At 65.5% G+C, this 22,590-nt stretch carries 18 protein-coding genes; 4 read left to right on the top strand and 14 right to left on the bottom strand.

From position 1 onward, the window contains the following. Nucleotides 1–69 precede the first annotated feature (69 nt). The 3 genes from gyrA to mtnA form a co-directional block, all read right to left on the bottom strand. Complete coding sequence (gyrA, locus tag FFS30_RS15175) at nt 70–2,754, bottom strand: DNA gyrase subunit A (RefSeq protein WP_137913996.1); 2,685 nt, start codon at nt 2,752–2,754, stop codon at nt 70–72. Nucleotides 2,755–3,058: 304 nt separating this feature from the next. Beyond that, nucleotides 3,059–3,448 (bottom strand): GtrA family protein, encoded by a 390-nt coding sequence (locus FFS30_RS15170; protein WP_137913995.1) that lies wholly within the window; start codon nt 3,446–3,448, stop codon nt 3,059–3,061. A 5-nt stretch (nt 3,449–3,453) separates the two neighbouring features. Further along, nucleotides 3,454–4,521, bottom strand: coding sequence for an S-methyl-5-thioribose-1-phosphate isomerase (gene mtnA / locus FFS30_RS15165; RefSeq protein ID WP_137913994.1), 1,068 nt, complete (start codon nt 4,519–4,521; stop codon nt 3,454–3,456). A gap of 123 nt (nt 4,522–4,644) precedes the next feature. Between mtnA and FFS30_RS15160 the strand changes: the two genes are divergently transcribed. After that, nucleotides 4,645–5,346 carry a hypothetical protein gene (locus FFS30_RS15160; RefSeq protein WP_137913993.1) on the top strand — a complete coding sequence of 234 codons (702 nt, stop codon included), beginning with the start codon at nt 4,645–4,647 and terminating at the stop codon, nt 5,344–5,346. A 188-nt stretch (nt 5,347–5,534) separates the two neighbouring features. On the opposite strand, the gene FFS30_RS15155 is transcribed toward FFS30_RS15160, so the two are convergent. From FFS30_RS15155 to FFS30_RS23895, 11 genes are all read right to left on the bottom strand, one after another. Then, on the bottom strand, nt 5,535–6,590 hold the full coding sequence (locus FFS30_RS15155) for a sugar phosphate isomerase/epimerase (protein WP_137913992.1): 1,056 nt from the start codon (nt 6,588–6,590) through the stop codon (nt 5,535–5,537). After that, complete coding sequence (locus FFS30_RS15150) at nt 6,587–7,741, bottom strand: Gfo/Idh/MocA family oxidoreductase (protein ID WP_171014645.1); 1,155 nt, start codon at nt 7,739–7,741, stop codon at nt 6,587–6,589. The genes FFS30_RS15155 and FFS30_RS15150 overlap by 4 nt, the downstream gene beginning before the upstream one ends. A gap of 22 nt (nt 7,742–7,763) precedes the next feature. Continuing rightward, nucleotides 7,764–8,984 (bottom strand): MFS transporter, encoded by a 1,221-nt coding sequence (locus FFS30_RS15145; protein ID WP_137913991.1) that lies wholly within the window; start codon nt 8,982–8,984, stop codon nt 7,764–7,766. Nucleotides 8,985–8,996: 12 nt separating this feature from the next. Then, entirely contained in the window at nt 8,997–9,815 is an 819-nt protein-coding gene (locus FFS30_RS15140) for a DUF1080 domain-containing protein (RefSeq protein WP_137913990.1), read from the bottom strand. 3 nt (nt 9,816–9,818) lie between these two features. Continuing rightward, complete coding sequence (locus FFS30_RS15135; RefSeq protein WP_171014644.1) at nt 9,819–11,021, bottom strand: lipase family protein; 1,203 nt, start codon at nt 11,019–11,021, stop codon at nt 9,819–9,821. Beyond that, the gene (locus tag FFS30_RS15130; RefSeq protein ID WP_137913988.1) at nt 11,018–12,001 is read right to left on the bottom strand and encodes a sugar phosphate isomerase/epimerase; all 984 of its coding nucleotides are present in this window, start codon (nt 11,999–12,001) and stop codon (nt 11,018–11,020) included. The genes FFS30_RS15135 and FFS30_RS15130 overlap by 4 nt, the downstream gene beginning before the upstream one ends. Then, a complete protein-coding gene (locus FFS30_RS15125) occupies nt 11,998–12,618 on the bottom strand; it encodes a gluconate 2-dehydrogenase subunit 3 family protein (protein ID WP_249352488.1) in 621 nt (206 codons plus the stop codon). Before FFS30_RS15125 ends, FFS30_RS15130 begins: the two co-directional genes overlap by 4 nt. Further along, nucleotides 12,618–14,423 (bottom strand): GMC family oxidoreductase, encoded by a 1,806-nt coding sequence (locus FFS30_RS15120; RefSeq protein WP_137913987.1) that lies wholly within the window; start codon nt 14,421–14,423, stop codon nt 12,618–12,620. The genes FFS30_RS15125 and FFS30_RS15120 overlap by 1 nt, the downstream gene beginning before the upstream one ends. A gap of 2 nt (nt 14,424–14,425) precedes the next feature. Continuing rightward, nucleotides 14,426–16,024, bottom strand: a complete 1,599-nt coding sequence (locus FFS30_RS15115; protein WP_137913986.1) for a serine hydrolase — start codon at nt 16,022–16,024, stop codon at nt 14,426–14,428. Nucleotides 16,025–16,050: 26 nt separating this feature from the next. Beyond that, nucleotides 16,051–18,396, bottom strand: a complete 2,346-nt coding sequence (locus FFS30_RS15110) for a TonB-dependent receptor (RefSeq protein WP_171014643.1) — start codon at nt 18,394–18,396, stop codon at nt 16,051–16,053. Nucleotides 18,397–18,573: 177 nt separating this feature from the next. After that, nucleotides 18,574–18,732 carry a hypothetical protein gene (locus FFS30_RS23895; protein WP_171014642.1) on the bottom strand — a complete coding sequence of 53 codons (159 nt, stop codon included), beginning with the start codon at nt 18,730–18,732 and terminating at the stop codon, nt 18,574–18,576. Here FFS30_RS23895 and FFS30_RS15105 point away from each other — a divergent pair. From FFS30_RS15105 to FFS30_RS15095, 3 genes are all read left to right on the top strand, one after another. Next, nucleotides 18,731–20,512 carry an IlvD/Edd family dehydratase gene (locus FFS30_RS15105; RefSeq protein ID WP_137913984.1) on the top strand — a complete coding sequence of 594 codons (1,782 nt, stop codon included), beginning with the start codon at nt 18,731–18,733 and terminating at the stop codon, nt 20,510–20,512. The genes FFS30_RS23895 and FFS30_RS15105 overlap by 2 nt on opposite strands. Then, nucleotides 20,512–21,450, top strand: coding sequence for an SMP-30/gluconolactonase/LRE family protein (locus FFS30_RS15100; protein ID WP_137913983.1), 939 nt, complete (start codon nt 20,512–20,514; stop codon nt 21,448–21,450). The genes FFS30_RS15105 and FFS30_RS15100 overlap by 1 nt, the downstream gene beginning before the upstream one ends. Nucleotides 21,451–21,517: 67 nt before the next feature. Continuing rightward, nucleotides 21,518–22,453 (top strand): AraC family transcriptional regulator, encoded by a 936-nt coding sequence (locus FFS30_RS15095; protein ID WP_171014641.1) that lies wholly within the window; start codon nt 21,518–21,520, stop codon nt 22,451–22,453. Nucleotides 22,454–22,590 lie beyond the last annotated feature (137 nt).

The following is a 22,590-nucleotide window of genomic DNA, read 5'->3' as shown; positions in this document are numbered from 1 at the left end:
ATTAGGATCGGCAAGCGCGCACCGAGTTCCGCCGGCCATGCGGCCGGCGGTGCGGGTCGTCAGCGGAGCTTATTCGCTCGGCAGCGACGCTCCGGGCTCGTCGGCATCTTTTTCGTCGACGCCTTCTTCTTCGACGCCGAGCGATTCGATCGCGACCACGCCGACCAGCGATTCCTCCGCCGGCAGACGGATCAGGGTCACGCCCTGCGTATTGCGCCCGACCTTGGCGATTTCGTTCGCGCGCGTGCGCACGAGCGTGCCCTGGTTCGAGATCAGCATGACTTCGTGGGCATCGTCGAGTTCGACCGCGCCGACGAGATCGCCGTTGCGCTCGGAACACTGGATGCCGATGACGCCGCGGATGCCGCGACCCTTGCGCGGATACTTCGACAGCGGCGTGCGCTTGCCGTAGCCGCGTTCGGTCGCGGTGAGGACGTAGGTTTCCGTCGGTGATGCCGGCTCGTCGGCCAGCGCTTCGACGGCTTCGGCCGTGTCGCCCGACTCGTCTTCGTCGCCGCTCTGCTCCAAGGCATGCTCGACGACCAGCAGCGAGACGACTTCCGCACCCTCGACGAGGCGGATGCCGCGCACGCCGCCGGCGCCGCGGCCCATCGCACGCACTTCGCCTTCGGCGAAACGCACGGTGCGGCCGTTCGACGCAAACAGCATCACGTCGTGCGTGCCGTCGGTCAGCTGCACGTCGACCAACGCATCGCCTTCGTCGAGCGAGATCGCCGCCTTGCCACGCTGCAACTGGAATGCGAACTCGGTCAGCGGCGTCTTCTTTACCGTGCCGTTGCGCGTGGCGAAGAACACGAACTGATCGTCGCGATACTCGCGCACCGGCAGAATCGCCTGCACTTTCTCACCCTCTTCGAGCTGCAGCAGGTTGACGATCGGGCGGCCGCGCGAGTTCGGCCCGGCTTCGGGAATCTTGTACACCTTCAGCCAGTAGACGCGGCCGAGGCTGGTGAATGCGAGCAGAGTGTCGTGAGTGTTGACGACCCAGAGCTTCTCGACGAAATCCTCTTCCTTGATCGCAGTCGCCGAGCGGCCCTTGCCGCCGCGGCGCTGGGCGCGGTAGATCGTGGTCGGCTGGCGCTTGGCGTAGCCCGCGTGCGACAGGGTGACGACGACGTCTTCGGCCGCGATCAGGTCGAGCACGTCGAGGTCTTCCTGGCTGGCCTGGATCACGGTGCGGCGCTCGTCGCCGTACTGCGCCTTGATCGCGATCAGCTCTTCGCGAATGACCTTGAGCAGGACATCCGGGTTCTGCAGGATTTCGATCAGTCCCGCGATCGTCGCGAGCAGTTCCTTGTACTCGTCAGTGAGCTTTTCCTGCTCGAGGCCGGTCAGGCGCGCGAGGCGCATTTCGAGGATCTGCTGCGCCTGCACTTCCGACAACTGGTAGCCGGCATCGCCGAGGCCGACGTTCGGCGCCAGATCTTCCGGCTTCGACGCGTCGGCGCCCGCGGCGGCGAGCAGCGAACGCACGAGGCCCGGCTCCCAGCGCTTGGCGAGCATGCGCTCGCGCGCGACTTCGCTCGACTCGGAAGTCCTGATCAGCTCGATCATCTCGTCGATATTGGCGAGCGCGACGGTGAGACCTTCCAACACGTGCGCACGCTTGCGCGCTTCGCGCAGCTCGAAGATGGTGCGCCGGGTCACCACTTCGCGGCGGTGGCGGATGAAGGCTTCGAGAATTTCCTTGAGATTGAGCAGGCGCGGCTGGCCGTCGACGAGCGCGACCATGTTGATGCCGAACGTCACCTGCATCTGCGTCTGCTGATACAGGTTGTTGAGCAGCACTTCGCCGAGCGTGTCCTTGCGCACTTCGATGACGATGCGCATGCCGTCCTTGTCGGACTCGTCGCGCAGGCCGTCGGGAGCGATGCCCTCGAGCTTCTTTTCCTTGTGCAGCTCGGCGATCGTCTCGATCAGGCGCTTCTTGTTCACCTGGTACGGCAGCTCGGTGACGATGATCGTCTCGCGGCCGTTGTCCTCGGTCTCGATCTCGGCTTTCGCGCGCACATAGATGCGACCGCGGCCGGTCTTGTACGCCTCGATGATGCCGGCGGCGCCGTTGATGATGCCGTAGGTCGGAAAATCGGGACCCGGCACGAGACGCAGCAGGTCGTCGAATCCGAGGTCGGGATCGTCGATCACCGCGATGCAGGCATCGATGATCTCGGAGATGTTGTGCGGCGGCACGTTGGTCGCCATGCCGACGGCGATGCCGGCCGAACCGTTGACGAGCAGATTCGGCACGCGTGCAGGCAGCACGGTCGGCTCAAGATCCTTCTCGTCGTAGTTGGGCTGGAAGTCGACGGTTTCTTTGTCGAGGTCGGAGAGGATTTCCGAGGTGAGGCGATCGAGGCGGCACTCGGTGTAACGCATCGCCGCGGCGTTGTCGCCGTCGACCGAGCCGAAATTGCCCTGGCCGTCGACGAGCGGATAGCGCAGCGAGAAATCCTGGGCCATGCGTACGAGCGCGTCGTACACCGACTGGTCGCCGTGCGGATGGTACTTACCGATGACGTCACCGACCACGCGCGCGCACTTGATGTAGGAGCGGTTCCAGGTGTTGTTCAACTCCTGCATCGCGTAGAGCACGCGACGATGCACGGGCTTGAGGCCGTCGCGCACATCCGGCAGAGCGCGGCCGACGATCACGCTCATCGCGTAATCGAGGTAGCTCTGGCGCATTTCGTCTTCGATGTTGACGCGAATGATTTCTTTGGCCAAGTCAGCCATCGTATGGTTTTTCCTGTGATTTGCTGCGTGGACGCGTGGCGTCGATCGGGTTCGATTTCGCCGAAATTTCCGCTGAAATCGGACCGCAATAATTTTATCACACCCGGCACCTCCGAAGCGGTATTTTCGGAGCGATAAAACCGAATAATTTCAATAAATTAGAACATCGCTCTGAGGCCCGAAAACCAATCGGCGTCAACCCTCGGAAAAGCGCCCACGACCAAGCCCGCCGCACCCGGCATTTTGTATACTTTTTCCAAGCGAAAATCGCGCCGGCGACCGCGCCGCGGCGGCCCCGCGCCGGCTAGGAAGTCTTGCGGTAGATCCAGTGGCGCGAGGCGATGTAGTTGACGCCGAGGCCGGCCACCGAACCGGCGGCGACGGGCAACGCCAGCCAATGCGCATCGAAATCGAAGGCGAGCACGAGCGCCGAGTAGGCGGCGAAGTTGCAGGCGAAGCCGCCGCTCATCGCGAAGATGTAGCGCATCCATTCGCCCAGACGCGAGTGATTGCGCGTGCCCTTGAACGTGGTGTTGCGGTTGATCAGCCAGGTCGCCGTCGCCGCGCAGAGAAACGAGATCAGGCGTGCGCTGAAACGGTCCCAGGAGAAGCCGGTCACGAGCAGCCAGAGCACGCCCCAGTCGACGAAGAAGCCGATCACGCCGACGATGCAGAATTGAAGAAACTGCGACATCGTGTTCAGCCCCGCGCGAGCAGATCCTGCATCTGCGCCGCATTCGGCCGCTCGATCGAGCCGCGTTCGGTGACGATGACGTCGATCAATTCGGCCGGCGTCACGTCGAACACCGGATTCCACGCATCGGCGCCGTCGACCACGGTGCGCTTGCCGGAGATCGACAGCAGCTCGGCCGGATCGCGCAGTTCGATCTCGATGTCGTCGCCGTGCTTGGTCTGCATGTCAACGGTCGACCACGGCGCGACGACCATAAACTTGACCCCGTGCCGCTTCGCGCTGATCGCGAGCTGGTAGGTGCCGATCTTGTTCGCCGTGTCGCCGTTCGCAGCGATGCGGTCGGCGCCGACCACGATCCACTGCACCGCGCCCGACTTCATCAGGTGCGACGCCGCCGAATCCGCGATCAGCTTGGCCGGAATGCGGTCGCGCACAAGCTCCCACATGGTCAGGCGCGCGCCCTGCAGCCACGGCCGCGTCTCGCCCGCATACACCTGCGCGACTTTGCCGCCGGCGTAGCCCGCGCGGATCACGCCGAGCGCGGTGCCGAAGCCCGCCGTGGCGAGCGAGCCGGTATTGCAATGCGTGAGCACGCCGATGCGCTCGCCGAAGAAACCCGCGCCGAATTCGCCCATCTTGCGGTTGGCGGCGAGATCCTCGTCCTGGATCGCGCGCGCCTCGGCGGCGAGCACGGCGAGCGGATCGGACTTCGCCTGTTCGAGCGCGCGGCGCATGCGCGCGAGCGCCCAGGCGAGGTTGACCGCGGTCGGCCGCGCGGCGTTCAAGGCGTCGAATGTCGGGTCGAGTGCGGCCACGCTGATTTTCTGCCCGGCGGTGTCGAGCAGCGCGGCCTGCAGCACCACGCCCCAGGCCGCGGCGATGCCGATCGCCGGCGCACCGCGCACGACCAGATCCTTGATCGCCTTTGCGACTTCGAGCGCGTTGCGGCATTCGATCTGCGCCTCGGTGAACGGCAGCTCGCGCTGATCGAGCAGGCGCAGCGCGCCGCCGGCGTAGTTCACGGCACGGATCGTATCGTGGCGATCCAGCGAAGCAGGAGAAAGATCGGACATGGGGAATTCTGAGAAAGCGGTCAATTGTTAAGAATAACCGATGATCGTTGCAGCTGCCTTGTCGCGGCCCGATCCGCCCGGCGCGGAAACGCGGCTGCCGGCATTTTCCGTTAGCATGCGGCCATGCTGCGCATCAAACGCGATCCGGAAGCCAAACCGCCCGCACGCAAGGCGAGCAAGGAAATCGAAGCGGTACGCGTCGACGACGTCGATACCCAGTTCGTCGCCCTGTTGCGGCGCAAGTGCACGCGCGCGGCGCTGACCGGCGCGCTGACTGCGGCGATCGAGGCGATTCCCGGCCTCGGCCGCGTGCTCGGCTTCGTCTTCGGCGAAGTGCTCGACGCCAAGTTCCTCGCGCGCGTGCAGCGCGAGCTGGTCGAAGACACCTTCAAGCTATATTCGCTGCAGTTGCCTGCGGCCCTGCACACTGAGCTGATCGACCGCGTGCAAACCGTGGGCACGAGCGCCAGCATCGCCGGCGACATCCTCGTGCGCGGCGTGCTGCGCCGCCTCGGCGGGCGCATCGGCGGCGCGCTGACCAAACGCTTCGTGCCGATCGCCGCGATCGTCTCGTCCGCGGTCAGCAACGCCAGCGTCACCTACGCGATCGGCAAACGCGCGCAGGCCGTGGCGAAATGGAAAGACTCGCCGATCACCGGCATGCCCGACGTGGTGCGCGCGTTCAGCGGCGTCGACGAGCGGCGCGTGCTCGACTGGTCGCTCGACGCGGTGAAGACCTCGCTAGGCATGATCGGCGACGCGGTGCGCAAGATGGCGCGCTTCGGAAGAAAAAAGTCGGACGAAGACTCGGAACGGAAGCGTTAGGCAAGTTCCGATTTGTTCGTCATCCCGGCGGCTCTCGACAGCCGAGGAACTGGCCAAGCCGGGATTCCGCTTTGTGTCCGACCGGCCAAAAGCTGGATTCCAGCTTGCGCCGGAATGACGAGATTCGATGAAATCAGAACTGTCGGGAGGTTCCTCAATTCATCCCGGCGATTGTGCCGGGCGCGCACTCAGGACAAGCCAAGCACCCTACGGTTGAGTGCCTCGTCGGCACCCTGCCCGGCGAAGTCGTCGAAGGCGTGTTCGGTAACGCGGATAATGTGGTCGCGCACGAATGCCGCGCCTTCCTTCGCGCCGTCTTCCGGGTGCTTGATCGCGCACTCCCACTCGACCACCGCCCAGCCCGGATAATCGTACTGGGCGAATTTCGAGAAGACCGCCTTGAAATCGACTTGGCCGTCGCCGAGCGAGCGGAATCGTCCCGGGCGATCGATCCAATTCTGGTAGCCGCCGTACACGCCCGACTTGCCCGACGGGCGGAACTCCGCGTCCTTCACGTGGAAGATGCGGATGAACTCGTGGTAGTGATCGATATAGCGCAGATAGTCGAGCTGCTGCAGGACGAAATGGCTCGGGTCGTAGAGCATGCGGCAGCGTGGGTGGTCGCCGGTCGCTGCGAGGAAGCGCTCGAAGGTCACGCCGTCGTGCAGATCCTCGCCCGGATGAATTTCGTAACAGACGTCGACGCCGACGTCGTCGAACGCATTGAGAATCGGCCGCCAGCGGCGCGCGAGTTCCTTGAACCCGTCTTCGACCACGCCCGCGGGACGCTGCGGCCACGGGTAGAACGTGTGCCAGAGCAGCGCGCCTGAGAACGTGGCGTGCGCGTCGAGGCCGAGATTGCGGCTCGCGCGCGCAGCGAGGTGAAGCTGCTCGACCGCCCAGGCCGTGCGCTTGTCGCGGTTGCCGCGCACCGATTCCGGGGCGAAACCGTCGAACTGCGCATCGTAGGCCGGATGCACGGCGATGAGCTGACCCTGCAAATGGGTCGAGAGTTCGGTGATCTTGAGGCCGCAGGACTCGACGACGCCCTTGATCTCGTCGCAGTAGTCCTTGCTTTCTGCGGCGCGTTTGAGATCGATGCAGCGGCTGTCCCAGCTCGGAATCTGCACGCCGCGATAGCCGATCGACGCCATCCAGCGACAGATGCTTTCGAGTTTGTCGAACGGCGCCTTGTCGCCCATGAACTGCGCAAGAAAAATCGCCGGACCCTTGATCGTCTTCATGGCAAAGCCGTCCACTTCTTGTCGGATTGTGCGGAACGCACGACGGTATCGACGAAGCTCATGCCGTGCAGGCCATCGTCGACGTTGGGAAAATCGTAACTGCGGAAATCGATCGCGGGATCGCGCTCGTAGTCGCGCACCGCCTTGTAAAACGCGGCATAGATATTGGCGAACGCTTCGAGATAACCCTCGGGATGGCCCGGCGGCGTGCGCGCGTTCGCCGCGGCGATTGGGGCGAGATAGGCCGAGCCGGTGCGCAGCACCTGCACCGGCGCATCGATCAGGCGCAGCACCAGCGAATTCGCGTCGGCCTGCTGCCATTCGAGGCCGCCCTTCTCGCCGTAGACGCGGATGCGGATGTTGTTTTCTTCGCCCGCGGCGACCTGGGTCGCGAACAGGACGCCGCTCGCGCCGTTCTCGAAGCGTAGCAGCATCGCGCTGTCGTCGTCGAGCCGGCGCCCCGCAACGAAAGTATTGAGCGCAGCATCGACTTCGGCGATGTGCAGGCCGCTGACGTATTCGGCGAGATGCGCGGCGTGCGTGCCGATGTCGCCGATCGCGCCGCCGGCCCCGGACTTCGCCGGGTCGGTGCGCCAGCTCGCTTGCTTCTGTCCGCCCTGTTCGACGCCGGTCGCGAGCCAGCCCTGCGGATATTCGACGTAGATTTTGCGCACCGCGCCAAGTCGGCCGGCCGCGACGAGCGCGCGCGCCTGCTTCACGAGCGGATAGCCGCTGTAGGTGTAAGTGACGGCAAGCAGGCGGCGCGTGCGCGCGACGACTTCCTGCAATTGCTTCGCCTCGTCGACCGAGAAACACATCGGCTTGTCGACGACGACGTGGAATCCGCTTTCCAGGCACAGCCGCGCGGGCTCGTAGTGCACGTGGTTCGGCGTCACGATCGCAGCGAAATCCATGCGCTCGCTGGCCGGCAGCGCTTTCTCCGCCTCGATCATCTGCGCGTAGCTCGCATAGACGCGCGAGGCCGGCAGACGATAACTTTCGCCGGCTTCGCGCGAGCGCTCGGCCGAGCTGCTGAATGCGCCGCAGACGAGTTCCGCCTCGCCGTCCAGTTCCGCCGCGATGCGGTGGATGCGGCCGATAAAAGAACCCGGGCCGCCGCCGATCAGACCCATTCGCAGTTTTCGCGACATCGTTTCCTCGCTTGCCATTCGTTCAGTGCGTCGCCTGCGGCTGTGCCATGCGACGCGAATGATAGAAGTACATGCCGACGAAAACGATGGCAAGCGGAATCGACAGCGCGGCCATCGTCTGCAGCGCCGCGCCGGCGCCGTAGCGGTCGATACGCGCGCCCATGACCGGCAGCGCCGTGGCGACCGAGAGCATGCCCGCGCCGCCCATCAGGCTCATCGGCAGCGCGCCGCCGCGCGGATAGCGTTGCGAGGTGACGCCGAGCATCGTCGGCCAGAGGAACGCCTTGCCGACGCCGAACACCGTCGCCGCCGCGAACGCGACGACGGCACCGTCTCCGGGCTGCAGACTGCCGAGCCAGTACAGGCCGACGCCGGCGAGTACCGAACAGGCGAGCAAGGTCGCGATCGGCGACGCGTGCGCGATGCCGCTGCCGAACGTGCGCAGCAGAAACACGAGTCCCGCCGTGTAGACCAGATACAGCACACCCTGCAACTGCGGCGCGAGCGCCTGCATCACCGCGGGAAACCACTGGTCCGGGCCGAGTTCGATCGCCGCGGTCAGCCACATGCAGCAGAACAGCAGCACGAATCCCGGCCGCGCCGCCTCGCGCCACATCGCGGCCGTGGAGACGTTCTGCTGCACACGCTCGGTCGGCGGATAGCGCAGCGACGAGGCCATGATCAGATAGATCAGCGCCGGCACGAGAATCGTCGCAAGCTTGGCCTCCCAGCGCGCGTGGAACCACGAGGTCATCGCCACCGCGATCACGCCGCCGACGATCATGCCGCCGGGCCACCAGGCATGCAGCATGTTGAGGCGCTGGGTCTTGCGCTCGCTGTACACCGTCGCGATCAGCGGATTGATCACGCCTTCGACCAGCCCCTGCGACAGCCCCATGATCATGAAGCCCGCGTAGAGCATGACCGTGCCGGGATGATCGAAGATCGACGCGACCGGCGCGCTCGGACGCACGGCGAACACGACGAGCGCGATGCCGACGAAGTAACCGACCGCGGAGAGGATATGCAGGGTACGCATGCCGACCGCGTCGACCAGCGCGCCGCTGATGAAGATCGCAATCGTGAAGCACCAGAACGCCGGGCTGAAAATCAGGCCGAGCTGCTCGTTGCTCAGATGGAACGCGGCGGAAAGATCGTTGGCGATGTCGCCGCGGATGGCGAACACCATCGCCGTCGTCACCAGCGAGACGCAGCTGGCGACGAATAGCTTCGATTTGTTCACGGCGCGGCCCCGCTACTGATCGGACAAGGGGCGGACCCAGATATTGCGGAAGCGCACCGGCATATGGTGATCCTGCAGCTTCAGCGGCATGTTCAGATCGTGCGGCAACCACTTCGGCAACGCGTGATGCACGCTCGGGCCGAGCAGCGCGGTGTGGTTCTGCGTGAGCACGCCGTTGTAGAGCACGGTGACGAAGCCCGGACTCGTGACTTTGCCGCCGGCGAAACGCGGCGCGTTGAATACGATGTCGAAGGTCTGCCACTGGCCCGGCGGGCGCGCGGCATTGACCAGCGGCGGCGCCTGGCCGTAGATCGCCGAAGCCTCGCCGTCGGCGTAGGTGTAGTTGTCGTAACTGTCGAGCACCTGTATTTCATAGAGGCCGGCAAGGAAGACGCCGCTGTTGCCGCGGCCCTGGCTCTGACCCGACGGCGGCGACGGCTCGCTGAATTCGACATGCAGTTGGTAGTCGCCGAATTTCTGCTTGCTGACGATGTCGCCGCTGCCGCCGACGACTTCCATATAACCGTTTTCGACTTTCCAACCGGCCGCGCCGCCCTTCTCCGCCTGCCACGCATCGAGATTCTTGCCGTCGAACAGGATCGTCGCGTCGGCCGGCGGCTTGCCGGGGCGCTCGTCGCTGCCGGCCGTGCCCGGCGCGACCACGCGCGGACGCGGACGCTTGTCGTCGTGCACGCGCCACGGGCTGTTCGGCAGATACGGCGCGTCCGTGTATCCGGTCGGATATTTTTCTTCCTCGGCGTGCACGCCGGCGGCGGCGACCAGCAGTCCGAGTACGATGCCGCGCAAGGCGAAATGTATGCACGATTTCATGGCTCAGCCCTTGCCCGCTGCGGCGTCGGCCACGCAGGATTTCGTCAGCGGTTTACCCTGCAGCCGATCGTGCAGCCAGTCGAGCGCGCGACTGCCGTCGAACGTGCCGTGGCTCTTGTCGGCCTGGAAATCGGCTTCGATCTTCGTACCCATACGGCATGCGTCCTCGATCGCCTTCTTCGTCCACGCCGGATTGATGTATTCGTCCTTGCCCGCGTAGATCACCAGCATCGGCGCATCGGCCTTGCGCTTCGGCACGGCCATCGCCTGCAGCAGGCTTTGCAGTTTCAACGTCGCCTCGTGCGTCGACGGCTTGAGTTCTTCCGGCTTGATCTGCATCACCGCGCGGTTGCGTCCGTCGAGATCCTTACAGCTGCCGAGGACGTCCCAGTTCTGCTTCACCGAACCGCGCCGGTAGAGATCCATGTCGAGATCCGGATGCGCGCGGCTCTGCGAAATCAGGATGGCGGTAAAGGCGGCCGATTGGATCGGCGTCATGCCTTGGTCTTCGGCAATCTTGGCGTAGCCCGAGATGTCCGCGGCCGGCACCTCGTTGACCGCAGCGACCAGATGCAGCTCAGGCGCATACACCGGCGCCTGCTCGGCGGCGGCCCACGACGCGCCGCCGCCCTGCGAACCGCCGATCGCCACCCAGCGGTCGGAGATCAGGCCGGGCTTGGCGTTGCGCAGCGCGCGCACCGAATCGATGACGTTGTAGCCTTCGGTCTTGTTGTCGAGGTAGACATGGATGCCGCCGCCACCGAGGCCCTGATAGTCGGTGAACGCGACGGCGTAGCCGGCTTTCAGATAAGCGACGACCATGACGATCATGCCGAACAGGTTCGGCGAGCTGGACGGACCGCAGTCGTTGGTCACTCCCGTGGTGCCGTGCGCATGCGCGATCACCGGCCAGCCGCCGGCCGGCGGTTTGCCCGCGGGCACGTACAGCGCGCCCGAGACCACGCTGTGCTGGCCGTCGCTCGACGTCGAGCGATAGAGCACGCGTAACGCTTCGGCGCCGAGGCTGCGCACCGACGCGTCCACGTCGGCGATCGGCTTGATCTCGACCAGTGCGCCCGGTGCGTCAGCGGCCGCTGCGGCTTTCGCCGCGCGCGCGTCGTCCGGCACGCCGCCGGCGGCGAGCGTCAGGGCGAAGCCGAGCACGGCAAACGTCACCCGGCGCAATGTCCTCCCATGCAGATTCATGTTTTTTCTCCGGCGAACAGTTTCGTCAAAAAGCGATAGTCGACCTTGACCGCGTCCATCGGCGTCGTCGGGAACGGTTCTTCCTGTTCGACGAACATGTGCTCGATGCGGCTGCCGCGCACGAGGCCGACCAGTTCGTCCCATTTCACGATGCCGGTGCCGGCGTCGGTCGAGGCGAGTTCCATCACGCTCGTCGAAGGCCGCTTGGTGTCCTTGAGATGCAGCAGGCGCAGGCGCTTGCCGAACAGGCCGAACAGCGCGGGCAACTCCTGCTTGGCCGACACGGCCCAACCGATATCGAGCTCGAAATCGACCAGGGCCGGATCGGTGCGCTCGATCAGAGTGCGCAGGCCGTTGGTGTCGCCCGGCAGCGGCGCGAAGTCGACGCCGTGATTGTGATAGGCGAGACGGATACCGTGCTCGGCGAGCGCGGCGCCTTTCTCGTTCAACATGTCGGCCGTGCGCTTCCAGTCGTCGGCTTCGAGCGAAGCGAACAGGCGCGACACCGCGGCCGTGTCGAAGCCCGCGGGCGGATGCTGGATGACGTCGTAGATTCGATCCTGCAACAGCGGAATCGGCACGACCGCGTAGCGCGCGCCGAGCACTTTCAGACTCTCGGCGAACTTGCCGAGATCGCCGGTGAAATCCCACATGCCCGGCGCCGGCCGCGGCGCGATATGTGCTGCCGGCGCGACGAGCCGTGCCGCGTCGAGCGCACGGCGCAGATCGGCCGCGCTGCGTTCGTAGTGCCCCGGAAACTCGACCTCGCGATAGCCGATCGCGGCGAGCTGCTTGAACACCGCCGCGATATCGTCCTTCGCCTTCAGGCCCAAAGTATACAATTGCAATCCGGGCGCCCAGCGCACCGCGCCGGTGCCCGCGGCAGCGACCCAGCCCGTGCGCATTCCGGCGCAGGCGACGGCCGCGGCGGCGATCGTCTTCAGTGCGCGCCGGCGGGAAAAATTGAACTCGTCGTTCACGCGAGACCTACCTTTTTCAATACTTCGACGGGCGGGCCGTCGAATTTCGGGAGCGGCTTGTTGCCGACGTAGCGCAGATCCTCGCGACCCTGCGGCGTGGTGTAGAACCCGCCCGCGGTCAGGTCGCGATAGCGCGCGAAGAATTTCGCCGCCGCGTGCAGATCGGGTTTGGCTTTCGGCAGATAACAGATGTCGTCGCAGATCGCGTGGAGCTGTTCCGTGGCGAGCGCCGCCGGCGCCTTCGAGTAGCGCCGCTTCGCCTCGGCGTCGAACCAGGCGAAACCGTCGAGCACCAGCCGGCGGTCCGCGCGCTGCAGCGCATACGGCGCGCTGATCCATTCGTCGATGAAATCGACCACGCCGACCGCGGATGCGGCGGGCGACATCGCATCGGCCGGGATGATCGTGTCGCTGAGCAGAGCCGCGAGCTTGCGCTGCTCGGGCGTCAAGGTCAGCGGCCACAGCTCGCCCGGATGATAGGCATCGATCAGTTTCGGATCGGAGCCGTAAGGTTTCGCTTCCGTCGCACCATCCGGCGCAGCGGCGAGGCCGAGGCGGCCGAGCGGCAAGGTCGTCGCCGCGGTGAGCATCCAGCGTAGGCTTGTGCGCCGGTCCATCAGAGCTCCTTCCGCTGCATGCGGTCGAGAATGTGGTCGGCGACGCGCCACGCGTTCGCCATGATGGTCAAGGTCGGGTTCTTGTCGGCGTTCGACGGGAACGGCGCGCCGTCGGCGAGGAAAAGATTCTTCACGTCCCAGGCCTGGCACCACTTGTTCACCACCGAGCGGCGCGGATCGTCGCCCATCAGCGCGCCGCCGACTTCGTGGATGATGCTGCCGCCCGGCGCTATCGCCTTGGCGCCGTCGGTCTCGGGCGGTTTCTGCACGCGGCCGCCCATCGACTCGATCAGCTCGGCGAAAGTCTTCTGCATATGCGCGGCCTGGCGCGTCTCGTGCTCGGAGAACTGCCAGTGGAAGCGCAGCACCGGGATGCCCCACTTGTCCTTCACCTGCGGATCGATCTCGCAGTACGAATGCTCGTTCGGAATCATCTCGCCGCGCCCGGCGAAATAGATCATCGAACCGTAGTAGCGCCGCGCGTCTTCCTTGAACTTGGCGCCGTAGCTGCCGCCGGTCAGCCATTCGAGGCCGGCCGCGGTGTGGAATTGCGGCATGCGCCGGCCGCCGTTGAACTCGATGTGATAACCGCGCGCGAAGCCGAGCTTGCCGGCCTTCTGCGCCTTGTAGCCCCACCACGGCACGTACATGTGCAGACCGGAGACGCCGTCCTCGTTGTGCGGCGGCAGATTCTCGAGCAGCGGAATCTGTCCGCCGAGATCGCTGCCGACCGTGTCCATGAGGTACTTGCCGACCTTGCCGCTCGAATTCGCCAGGCCCTGCGGAAATTGCGCCGACTTCGAATTGAGCAGGATGCGCACGGTCTCGCACGCGCTCGCCGCGAGCACGACGACGCGCGCGCTGGCCTGCAGCGACTTGCCCGAGTGCCGGTCGACGAAGCGCACGCCCGAGGCGCGGCCGTCCTTCGCCAGCGTCACCTCGGCGACCATCGCATCGGTGACGATGTCGAGCTTGCCGGTTTCGAGCGCGGGCGGCAGATGCACCGTGGTCGATTGATAGTTCGCGCGGATCGAGCAGCCCTGCCCGCACGGCGTCGCCCAGAAACACGGCGAGCGCTTGCGCATGTCGCGCGCGATGATGTCCTGCGCGGCGGCGTTGCCCGGATGCAGTTTCGCCGGCGAGTTCTTCCAGTCGAGCGGCTGCGTCAGCACGGCGCGGTGGCAGGCGATCGTCGGAAAGCCGAGCTTGGCCGTGTGCTTCTGCACGAGCAGGTCGCTGACGATCGGTTTCGGCGGCGGCAGCAGACAGCCCGCGGGTGAGTCCGGCGTATTCTCCAGGCCCTCGTTCGAGCCGTAGATGCCGACCAGCATCTCGACCTTGTCATAGTACGGCGCCATGTCTTCGTACGAGATCGGCCAGTCGAAGCCGAGGCCGTCGCGCGAGTGCGGTTTGAAATCGTAGGGACCGTTGCGCAGCGAAATGCGCCCCCAGTGGTTGGTCCTGCCGCCGAGCATGCGCGCGCGCCACCAGTCGAAGCGGCCGCCCGGTTCCTTGCTGGTCTGCACGTACGGTTCGCCGGGCACCTGCCAGCCGCCGTCGACGGTGGCGTCGTAGAAACCGAACGGTTTTTCCGGCGTGCTCGTGCCGCGCAGCGGCGCCATGTCGGGCGTCTGGAACATCGCCGTCTCGGTCGCGGGATCGTAGTTCCTGCCGGCTTCGAGCATAAGCACGCGCGCGCCGCTCATGCTCAAGGTGTAGGCCATCTGTCCGCCGCCTGCGCCCGAGCCGACGACGATGACGTCGTAGTTGCGTCGGCTGATCGTCTCGGCATCGACAAAAGGCATAGTCAGGTTCTCGGGCTGGCTTTGAGGACGGGCCGCGTCTCGGGATGTACCGCGGCGGCCATCTGGGTAAGGCTGTTGAGGAAGGCGACTTCGACCTTGTCGCCGCTGAACTTCAGCGTCACCGTGTCGAAGTGCGGCGTTTCGTAATAGCGCCACTGCATCTGCAGCGTGTCCGCATCTTTCCATGCACCGGCCGCGGCGAGCTTGGCCGGCACCTTCGGAGACACGTAGCTGCCGATCAGCTCGGTGAACTCGGGCGGCGTGCCGGGCAGTTCGGTTTCGCCGTCGCGCCAGCGGCCGAGGCCGCAGGTGACGACGTGCGTGCGCGCACCGATGCCGAACTCGATGCGGCAGCTGTCGGCATCGAAGGCGAGACCGAGTCGCTCGACGCCGAGCGCATTAGTTTCGACCACGTAGTCGGCGCGCTGCATCTGCCGCGGCGAAGTGCGCGCGCCTTCGGGCAACTTCAGACTCAGCGCGGAAAGTTGCGCACCGAGCTTGTCGGCCGCGGCCGCGTCGGCGCGCAGCGCGCCGGCGTGCAGGCCCGGCAGCAGATGATCCCAGACCAGGTTGAGCAGACCCTGCATGTCGAGCGTGCGGCCGGTCAGCGCGATGACCGCATCGAGTTCGGGCAGCACGATGCAGTACTGGCCGAACGCACCGTCGCCGCGATAGGCGTTGTGCCGGCAGCGCCAAAATTGATAGCCGTAACCCTGGTGCCAGTCGCTGTCGCGCTTGAGCTGGGCGAGATCCTGGCCCGATCCGGGCGGCTGCTGGATCTTGAAGCTCGTCGCCTGTTCGATCCACGCCGCGGGCAGCAATTGCCGGCCTTTCCATTTGCCTTTCTGTAGATAGAACTGGCCGAACTTGGACAGCGTCTCGGTCGTCGCACTGAGACCCCAGCCGCCGGTGTTGATGCCGCGCGGACATTCCGCCCAGCGCATCGGCGGCAGTTCGAGCGGATCGAAGAAGCGCGGACGCAGATAGTCGACGAGCTTTTCGCCGATGGTTTTTTGCACGATCGCGGACAACATGTAGGTTGCCGCGCTGTTGTAGAGGAACACGCTGCCCGGCTGGAATTCGATCGGCAGCGCGAGGAAGCTGCGCACCCAGTCCTGCTCGCGCGTGACCGCCGGCGTCGCGTCGTTGGCCTGGCCGACCGACATCGTCAGCAGATGCTCGACGCGCAGTGCGCCGAGATGCTCGCCGATCGGCTTCGGCGCCTGCCCCGGAAAGAAATCGACGGCCTTGTCGGAGAGCTTGAGCTTGCCCGCGGCGACGGCGAAGCCGACCGCGGTCGAGGTGAAACTCTTGCTCAGCGAATACAGCAGCTGCGGCGCTTCGGCGCGGTACGGCGCCCACCAGCCGCGCGCGGCGATGCGGCCCTGGCGCGCGACGATCAGGCTGTGCACTTCATACGTGCTCGCCGCGACGGCGTCGAGGAACACGCGCACCGCCGCCGAATCGACGCCGAGCGCTTCCGGCGCCGCATCGGCGCGGGCCAGCGCCGCGCCCGGCAGCACGTAGTCGAGCCCGGCGACGAAAGCGGTCAATCCAAGCCGATTGAGGAAAACCCGCCGCTCTCGATTCACCGTCTGCATGGTTCGCTTCGACGCCCCCGACCGTCTCACAGCGTGTATTTCGCCGTCAAGTAAAACGATCGCGGCGACTGCGGACGGAACGCGTTGTTCATCACATAGCCGTTGCGGTCGGTGAGGTTGTCGATGTTGAAGCGGAAATCGAAGCGGTTCCATTGGTAACCGGCGAACGCCGACACCTGCGCGAGTCCGGGAATGCGCACGTCGTAGTGCCAGTCGCCGGCGAGCACGCCGGTCGTCGAACTTTGCAGGTGCACCCAGCCGCCGACATAGAGGCCAGCGAGCGCGCCCTCGTCGAACGTGTATTTGCCCGTCAGGTTGGCCTGCTGCCGCGGCGTCGCCGGAAAGCGCCGGCCCATTTCCTGCGGCACGCCGGGATAGTCGGTGTACTTCGCCACCGGCAGGTTGGTGAAATTGGCGGAGAGCTGCAGGTTCTTGCTCGGCGCCCAGGTGACTTCCGCCTCCATGCCCTGCGCGCGGCCGACGCCGCCGACGTTGTAGGTCACGAGCGTGTTGCCCTGGCCCTGGTGCGAATAGTCGGGCGTCGCGATATTGGACAGGTCGTCGCGGAAGAACGAAATCGTGCTGGTCAATTGCCCGTCGAGCCACGAGGTCTTCACGCCGAACTCGGTGCCTTCGCCCTTGCGCGGCGGCACCAGTTGATCCGTACCCGGCTGGAGGATGCCCGACGGCGTGAACGAGCGCGAGTAGTTCGCGAACAGCGAGGTCTGGCTGAAGAACGAGTCCTCCGCGAACGGCTTGAACAGCAGGCCGATCTGCGGCGTCGTATCGCTCGACGCGAATTCCTGGCCGGTCAGCAGTTCGTTGACCGTCTTCGTGTAGCGCACGCCGAGCAGCGCATGCAGACGGTCGTTGAACATCGACATCTGCTCGGCGATGTAATAAGCGTGGGTATTGGTGTGGCCGGTGTTCGTCGTGTTGGCGTAGTTCGGCACCGGGAAAATCTTGCGCCAGGCGTCGAACTCGTTCTGCAGCAACAGCGGGCCGTCGCGGAAGAAATCCCACGGCTGACCGGCGCCGTTGACCGGCGCGAGCGGATCGACCCAGATGCGAAAGTAGTCGGTGACCGAATACGAGGCCTGTACGCCGACCAGCAGTGAATGGCTGATCGCGCCGGTGTCGAAATACATCGCCGCTTCGAGCTTGTTCTCCCAGCCGCTGCCACCCTGGCTGCCGCCGAGAAAGCCCGAGACAAAACCGTTGGTGTTGACCTTGCCGTCGGGGCCGAGCACCTTGGCGCCGCTCTGCAGCAGGGCGAGCAGGCCCCAGGTGTAGTCGAGGTGGGCGAAGTTGTCGCGAATCTCGATATGGTCGTTGACCGTGTACGAGATTTCGCTGCTCCAGAACTTGGAACGCTCCTTGTTGTAGTTCTGCGGACCGAGCACGTTGTAGCGTTCGCCGCCCGGCAGGTACTGCGGCACGGTGATCGTTTGCGGCGGTTCGTTCGGGCCGAAGTTCTGCGCGACCCAGTCGTCGAGCACGGTGTTCTGCGGCGCGCCCGAGCCGATGTAGCCTGGATGGCTCACCGGCAAGGTCGACAGCCGCGCCTTGGTGTCGATATCGCGATAGTTGACGTTGATGCTCAGCGCGTCGGTCGGCCGATAGGTCAGGCCGAGGATTACGGTGCGCTCTTTCTGGCTGGTCCAATCGACCCAGCCGTTGGCGTCTTTGCTGTAGAGATCGACGAGATAGGCGAGCTGGTCGGTCAGCAACGGGCCGGTCGAGAAGAACTCGCCGGTGCGGTACGACCAACTGCCCATGCCGACTTCGAAATAAGTCTTCGGCGTCAACGAAGGTTTCTTGTAGACGATGTTGATCGATCCGCCCGGCGGCACGTTGCCGTTGAACACCGCCGACGGCCCCTTGAGCACTTCGATGCGGTCAACGCCCGCCGACGAACCGAGGCCTGACGCCGCGGTCAGCGAATCGAAGCCGTCGATCTGCGGCGTGACCGCATAGCCGCGCACGCTGAAATTCGTTCCGACCTCGCCGCTGTTGTTCTGTCCGGTCACGCCGCTGAGCGCGCCGATCGCGTCCATGATCTGCGACGAGCCGGTGTCCTTGAGAAACTCGCCGGTGATCGCCGAGATCGACAGCGGCGTGTTGATGATGTCGGTGACGACGCCGGTCGCACTCGTCGCCGAACGCGTCTGGTAGCCGATGACCTTGACCTCGCCCATCATTGACGGCTTGTTGCCCTCCGTCGCGTGCGTCTTGGCATTGTCGGCCTGTGCGTTCGATGCCGAGGTTTGCGCATCGGCGGCCGCGTCGTTCGTGCCATTGTTCTTGTCGGGTTCCGCCCACGCCGGGGCCGACAACACCAGCGTCGCGAGCAGGGCGCGGCGCACGGCCACCGCCAATCTGCAAGGTTTGCTCTTACCTGGGTCCCGCATCTTCATCCCCTTCGTCTTTCTAATTGGCCGCGACTTCGACGGCTCCCGCGTCGATCGCTGACGAGCGACGGCGCAGCGATTAGCGCATGCGGGCGCGAAGAGCGTCTACGCGTCAATTTGCCCCGATCGGATACGCGCTTAATCGCTCGCACCGGCCGGCATGGCCGGCGTCGGCGCGATGCCGCGACGCAGCAAGCGCGATGCCGGCAGATTTGTACCGTTCGCCAGGCAAATCTTGCGTGGTTCGTGCGCGCGCGACGGCACACGATAGACGCCGAGCCCGACGCATTCGCCCATGACCGAGAAGAAGAAAAAACTGCGCAGCGCGGACTGGTTCAACGATCCGAGCCAGCCCGTCGACACCGCGCTCTATCTCGAGCGCTACATGAACTTCGGCCTGACCCGCGAAGAGCTGCAGTCCGGCCGCCCGGTCATCGGCATCGCCCAGTCGGGCAGCGATCTTGCACCGTGCAACCGCCATCATCTCGATCTCGCCAAACGCGTGCGCGAAGGCATCCGCGCGGCCGGCGGCATCGCCCTCGAATTTCCCGTGCATCCGATCCAGGAAACCGGCCGGCGCCCGACCGCCGCGCTCGACCGCAATCTGTGCGCGCTCGGCCTGACCGAAATCCTGCACGGCTACCCGCTCGACGGCGTGGTGCTCACCACCGGCTGCGATAAAACCATGCCGGCGCAGCTGATGGCTGTGGCGACGTTAGATTTGCCAGCCATCGTATTGAGCGGCGGCCCGATGCTCAACGGCTGGCAGGGCGAACGCCGCGTCGGTTCCGGCACCATCGTCTGGGAAGCGCGCGACCGCCTCAGCGCAGGACAGATCGACCTCGAACAGTTCATGCGCGAAGTCGCCGCCTCGGCGCCGAGCATCGGCCACTGCAACACGATGGGCACGGCGCTGACCATGAACTGCCTCGCCGAAGCGCTCGGCATGTCGCTGCCCGGTTGCGCGGCGATTCCCGCGGCGTATCGCGAGCGCACGCAGATGGCCTACCGCACCGGCCTGCGCATCGTCGAGATGGTGCGCGAAGACCTGCGCCCGTCGGCGATCCTCACGCGCAACGCATTCCTCAACGCGATCAAGGTCTGCTCGGCGATCGGCGGATCGACCAACGCGCCGATCCATCTGCAGGCGATCGCGCAATGTGCCGGCGTCGAACTCTCGCTCGACGACTGGCAGCGCTTCGGCTTCGAGGTTCCGCTGCTCGTCGATTGCCAGCCCGCCGGGGAATTCCTCGGCGAAGATTTTCACCGCGCCGGCGGCGTGCCCGCGGTGATCGGCGAACTGCTGCGCGGCGGCCTCGTCGACGGCGATGCACGCTCGGTGTCGGGACGCAGCGTCGATGAAGAATATCGCGGGTGCCGTGCAGGCAATGCGCGCGTCATCCGCGCGCTGCAGGCACCGCTGCGCGAGCGTGCGGGCTTCCAGGTGCTCAGCGGCAACCTGTTTCGCTCGGCACTGATCAAGACCTCGGTGATCGGTGCGGCCTTCCGCGCGAAGTATCTGTCCGATCCGGCGCGGCCCGACGTGTTCCGCGTACGCGCCGTCGTCTTCGAAGGACCCGAGGACTATCACGCGCGCATCGACGATCCCGCGCTCGCGATCGACGAGCTGTGCATCCTGGTCATGCGCAACTGCGGCCCGATCGCCTATCCGGGCTCGGCCGAAGTGATCAATATGGCGCCGCCGCGCGAGCTGATCCGCAAGGGCGTCGCCGTGCTGCCGTGCATGGGCGACGGCCGCCAGAGCGGCACCTCGGCGAGCCCGTCGATCCTGCACGCGTCGCCCGAGGCCGCGGCCGGCGGCGGCCTCGCTTTGCTGCGCGACGGCGATCTGATCGAGATCGATCTGCGCCGCGGCAGCGTCAACGCACTCATCGACGATGCCGAAATGGAACGTCGCCGCGCCGCGCTTACGCTGCCCGTGCTGACCGATCAGACGCCGTGGCAGGAAATCTACCGCGAGCGCGTTTCCGCACTCGACGAGGGCGCGACGCTGCGCACGCGCGGCGAATACACGCGCGTCATCGAACGCTTCGGCACGCCGCGGAATTCGCACTGATGGCCGCGCTGCCCAAGACGAGTGCCGAGGTTCGCTGCGTCGCGCCGGTCGGCGCCATGCTCGGCGAAGGACCGCTCTGGTTCGCTGCGGAAAATTCGGTCTACTGGGTCGATATTCTCGGCGCCAAGGTATTCCGTCACTGTCTTGCCGACGGTAGAACCGAAGTCGGCACACTGCCGCTCGCGTTGACCTCGCTCGCGCCGATGCGCGATGGCCGTCTGCTCGGCACAGGCTGGCACGGAATCTATTCGCTCGATACGCGCTCCGGCGCACTTGCCGAAATCCTTCGCCTCGACATCGACGCGAGGACCCTGCGCATCAACGACGGCGCCTGCGATGCCGACGGCGGTTTCTGGTTCGGCACGATGGATCTCGAAGAACGGCGTCCGCTCGGCGATTTCTACCGGCTCGCTGCCGATGCGAGCTGCACGCGCATTACCACCGCGTTCGCCATCAGCAACGGCCCGGCATTCTCACCGGCCGGCGACCGCGGCTACTTCGTCGACACGCTCGGCCGGCGCATTCTGCAGGCAGAGGTCGAGAACGGTATGCCCGTGCAGCCGTTGCGGCCGTTCGTGCAGATTGCGCAGAACGAAGGCTTTCCCGACGGACTGGCGATCGATGCCGACGGCGGCGTCTGGTGCGCGCATTGGGGCGGCAGCCGCGTGACGCGCTTCGATGCCGAGGGGCGCGTCACCGATATCGTGCGCCTGCCGGTATCCAACGTCACCAAGTGCGCATTCGGCGGCGAAGATCTCGACCGTTTGTTCATCAGCACGGCGCGCAAAGACCTCGACACCGCGGCCTTGCGCGCGGAGCCGCTCGCGGGCGGGCTGTTCGAGGCCGAGGTCGGCTACCGCGGCGTGGCGCCGGCCGCATATCAAGGCGAGCCGCGCGCCGGGCCGCCGAGCGGCACTTGCTTTTTTCGGTCCGTGTAGCGGACAGTCAATCACAATACGCACAGCCGACCGGCAACGGCGAGCTGGCGAAACCGGGAGGGCAACAATGGAACCGAGATTCGAAACCGTGCAAGTCGACGCCGCGAGTTCGTTCCGCAGCATGTGGTTCACCTGTGCGAGCTTCGCCGAGGACCACACCTGGCACTATCACCCCGAGTTCGAACTGACCTGGATCCTGCGCAGCCACGGCACGCGCTTCGTCGGCGACAACATCGAGCCCTACCGCGCCGGCGATCTCGTTCTCGCCGGGCCGAATCTGCCGCACTGCTGGCACAACGAATCCGACGGCGACGAGGGCAAGCCCGAAGCCGTCGTCGTGCAGTTCCGCCCGGAGACCTTCGGCCACGACTTTCTCGACCTGCCGGAATTCGAGCCGATCAAGCGCCTGTTCCGCGCGTCGAAGTGCGGCCTGCAGATCGAAGGCGAAACCGCGGCGCGCGTGCAGACGCAGATGCGCGCGCTGTTCGAGAAGAAAGGCATCGCGCGGCTGATCGGCCTGCTCGACATCCTGCGCTCGCTCGCCGAAGCCGAGAATGATCTGCGCTACCTCGCCAGCCCCGACTATCACATCACCAACGACATCACCGAAGTGAACCGCCAGCGCATCGAGCTGATCCACAAGCACGTGCGCCGCAACCTCGCCAGCGAGATCAACCAGGCCGAGGTCGCCAAGCTCGTCGGCCTGACCCCGCCTGCGTTCAGCCGTTTCTTCCGCCGCGCCACGGGCCAGACCTTCGTCGGCTTCGTCAACATCCTGCGCATCAACGAAGTCTGCCGCACGATGACCGAAAGCAACGAGTGCATCACCAATATCGCGATGAACTGCGGCTACAACAACATCGCGAACTTCAACCGGCAGTTCCTCTCGCTCAAGGGGATGAACCCGAGCCAGTACCGCGAGCGCCATCTGCGCCTGAAACAGAACGCGATTCTGTTCTCAGGCGAAAACGTCTCGTCACGCCGGGTCGTGGAAGCTCACTAGAGCCGATCGAGCTGCGTGCGTATTAGCAGGCATCCGTTTCGGGCTCAGCGTAGAGCCGAAGATGCGGAGTCGAAGCCTATTGCAGCGGCACTTCGACTTCGCCGCTACGCGGCTACGCTCAGTGCGAACGGCTAGAA

The sequence above is a fragment of the Rudaea sp. 3F27F6 genome, from assembly GCF_005503555.1.
Lineage (GTDB): Bacteria > Pseudomonadota > Gammaproteobacteria > Xanthomonadales > Rhodanobacteraceae > Rudaea.
The sequence above is the reverse complement of the archived record's forward strand: the minus strand, read 5'-3'. Positions and strand labels throughout refer to the sequence as shown.

Coding starts and splice junctions, on each gene's coding strand:
- FFS30_RS15170 (WP_137913995.1), bottom strand. CDS start 3,448: ATGTCGCAGTTTCTTCAATTCTGCATCGTCGGCGTGATCGGCTTCTTC.
- FFS30_RS15160 (WP_137913993.1), top strand. CDS start 4,645: ATGCTGCGCATCAAACGCGATCCGGAAGCCAAACCGCCCGCACGCAAG.
- FFS30_RS15095 (WP_171014641.1), top strand. CDS start 21,518: ATGGAACCGAGATTCGAAACCGTGCAAGTCGACGCCGCGAGTTCGTTC.
- FFS30_RS15135 (WP_171014644.1), bottom strand. CDS start 11,021: ATGAATCTGCATGGGAGGACATTGCGCCGGGTGACGTTTGCCGTGCTC.
- mtnA (WP_137913994.1), bottom strand. CDS start 4,521: ATGTCCGATCTTTCTCCTGCTTCGCTGGATCGCCACGATACGATCCGT.
- FFS30_RS15100 (WP_137913983.1), top strand. CDS start 20,512: ATGGCCGCGCTGCCCAAGACGAGTGCCGAGGTTCGCTGCGTCGCGCCG.
- FFS30_RS23895 (WP_171014642.1), bottom strand. CDS start 18,732: ATGGGCGAATGCGTCGGGCTCGGCGTCTATCGTGTGCCGTCGCGCGCG.
- FFS30_RS15115 (WP_137913986.1), bottom strand. CDS start 16,024: ATGCAGACGGTGAATCGAGAGCGGCGGGTTTTCCTCAATCGGCTTGGA.
- FFS30_RS15120 (WP_137913987.1), bottom strand. CDS start 14,423: ATGCCTTTTGTCGATGCCGAGACGATCAGCCGACGCAACTACGACGTC.
- gyrA (WP_137913996.1), bottom strand. CDS start 2,754: ATGGCTGACTTGGCCAAAGAAATCATTCGCGTCAACATCGAAGACGAA.
- FFS30_RS15105 (WP_137913984.1), top strand. CDS start 18,731: ATGACCGAGAAGAAGAAAAAACTGCGCAGCGCGGACTGGTTCAACGAT.
- FFS30_RS15125 (WP_249352488.1), bottom strand. CDS start 12,618: ATGGACCGGCGCACAAGCCTACGCTGGATGCTCACCGCGGCGACGACC.
- FFS30_RS15155 (WP_137913992.1), bottom strand. CDS start 6,590: ATGAAGACGATCAAGGGTCCGGCGATTTTTCTTGCGCAGTTCATGGGC.
- FFS30_RS15140 (WP_137913990.1), bottom strand. CDS start 9,815: ATGAAATCGTGCATACATTTCGCCTTGCGCGGCATCGTACTCGGACTG.
- FFS30_RS15150 (WP_171014645.1), bottom strand. CDS start 7,741: ATGTCGCGAAAACTGCGAATGGGTCTGATCGGCGGCGGCCCGGGTTCT.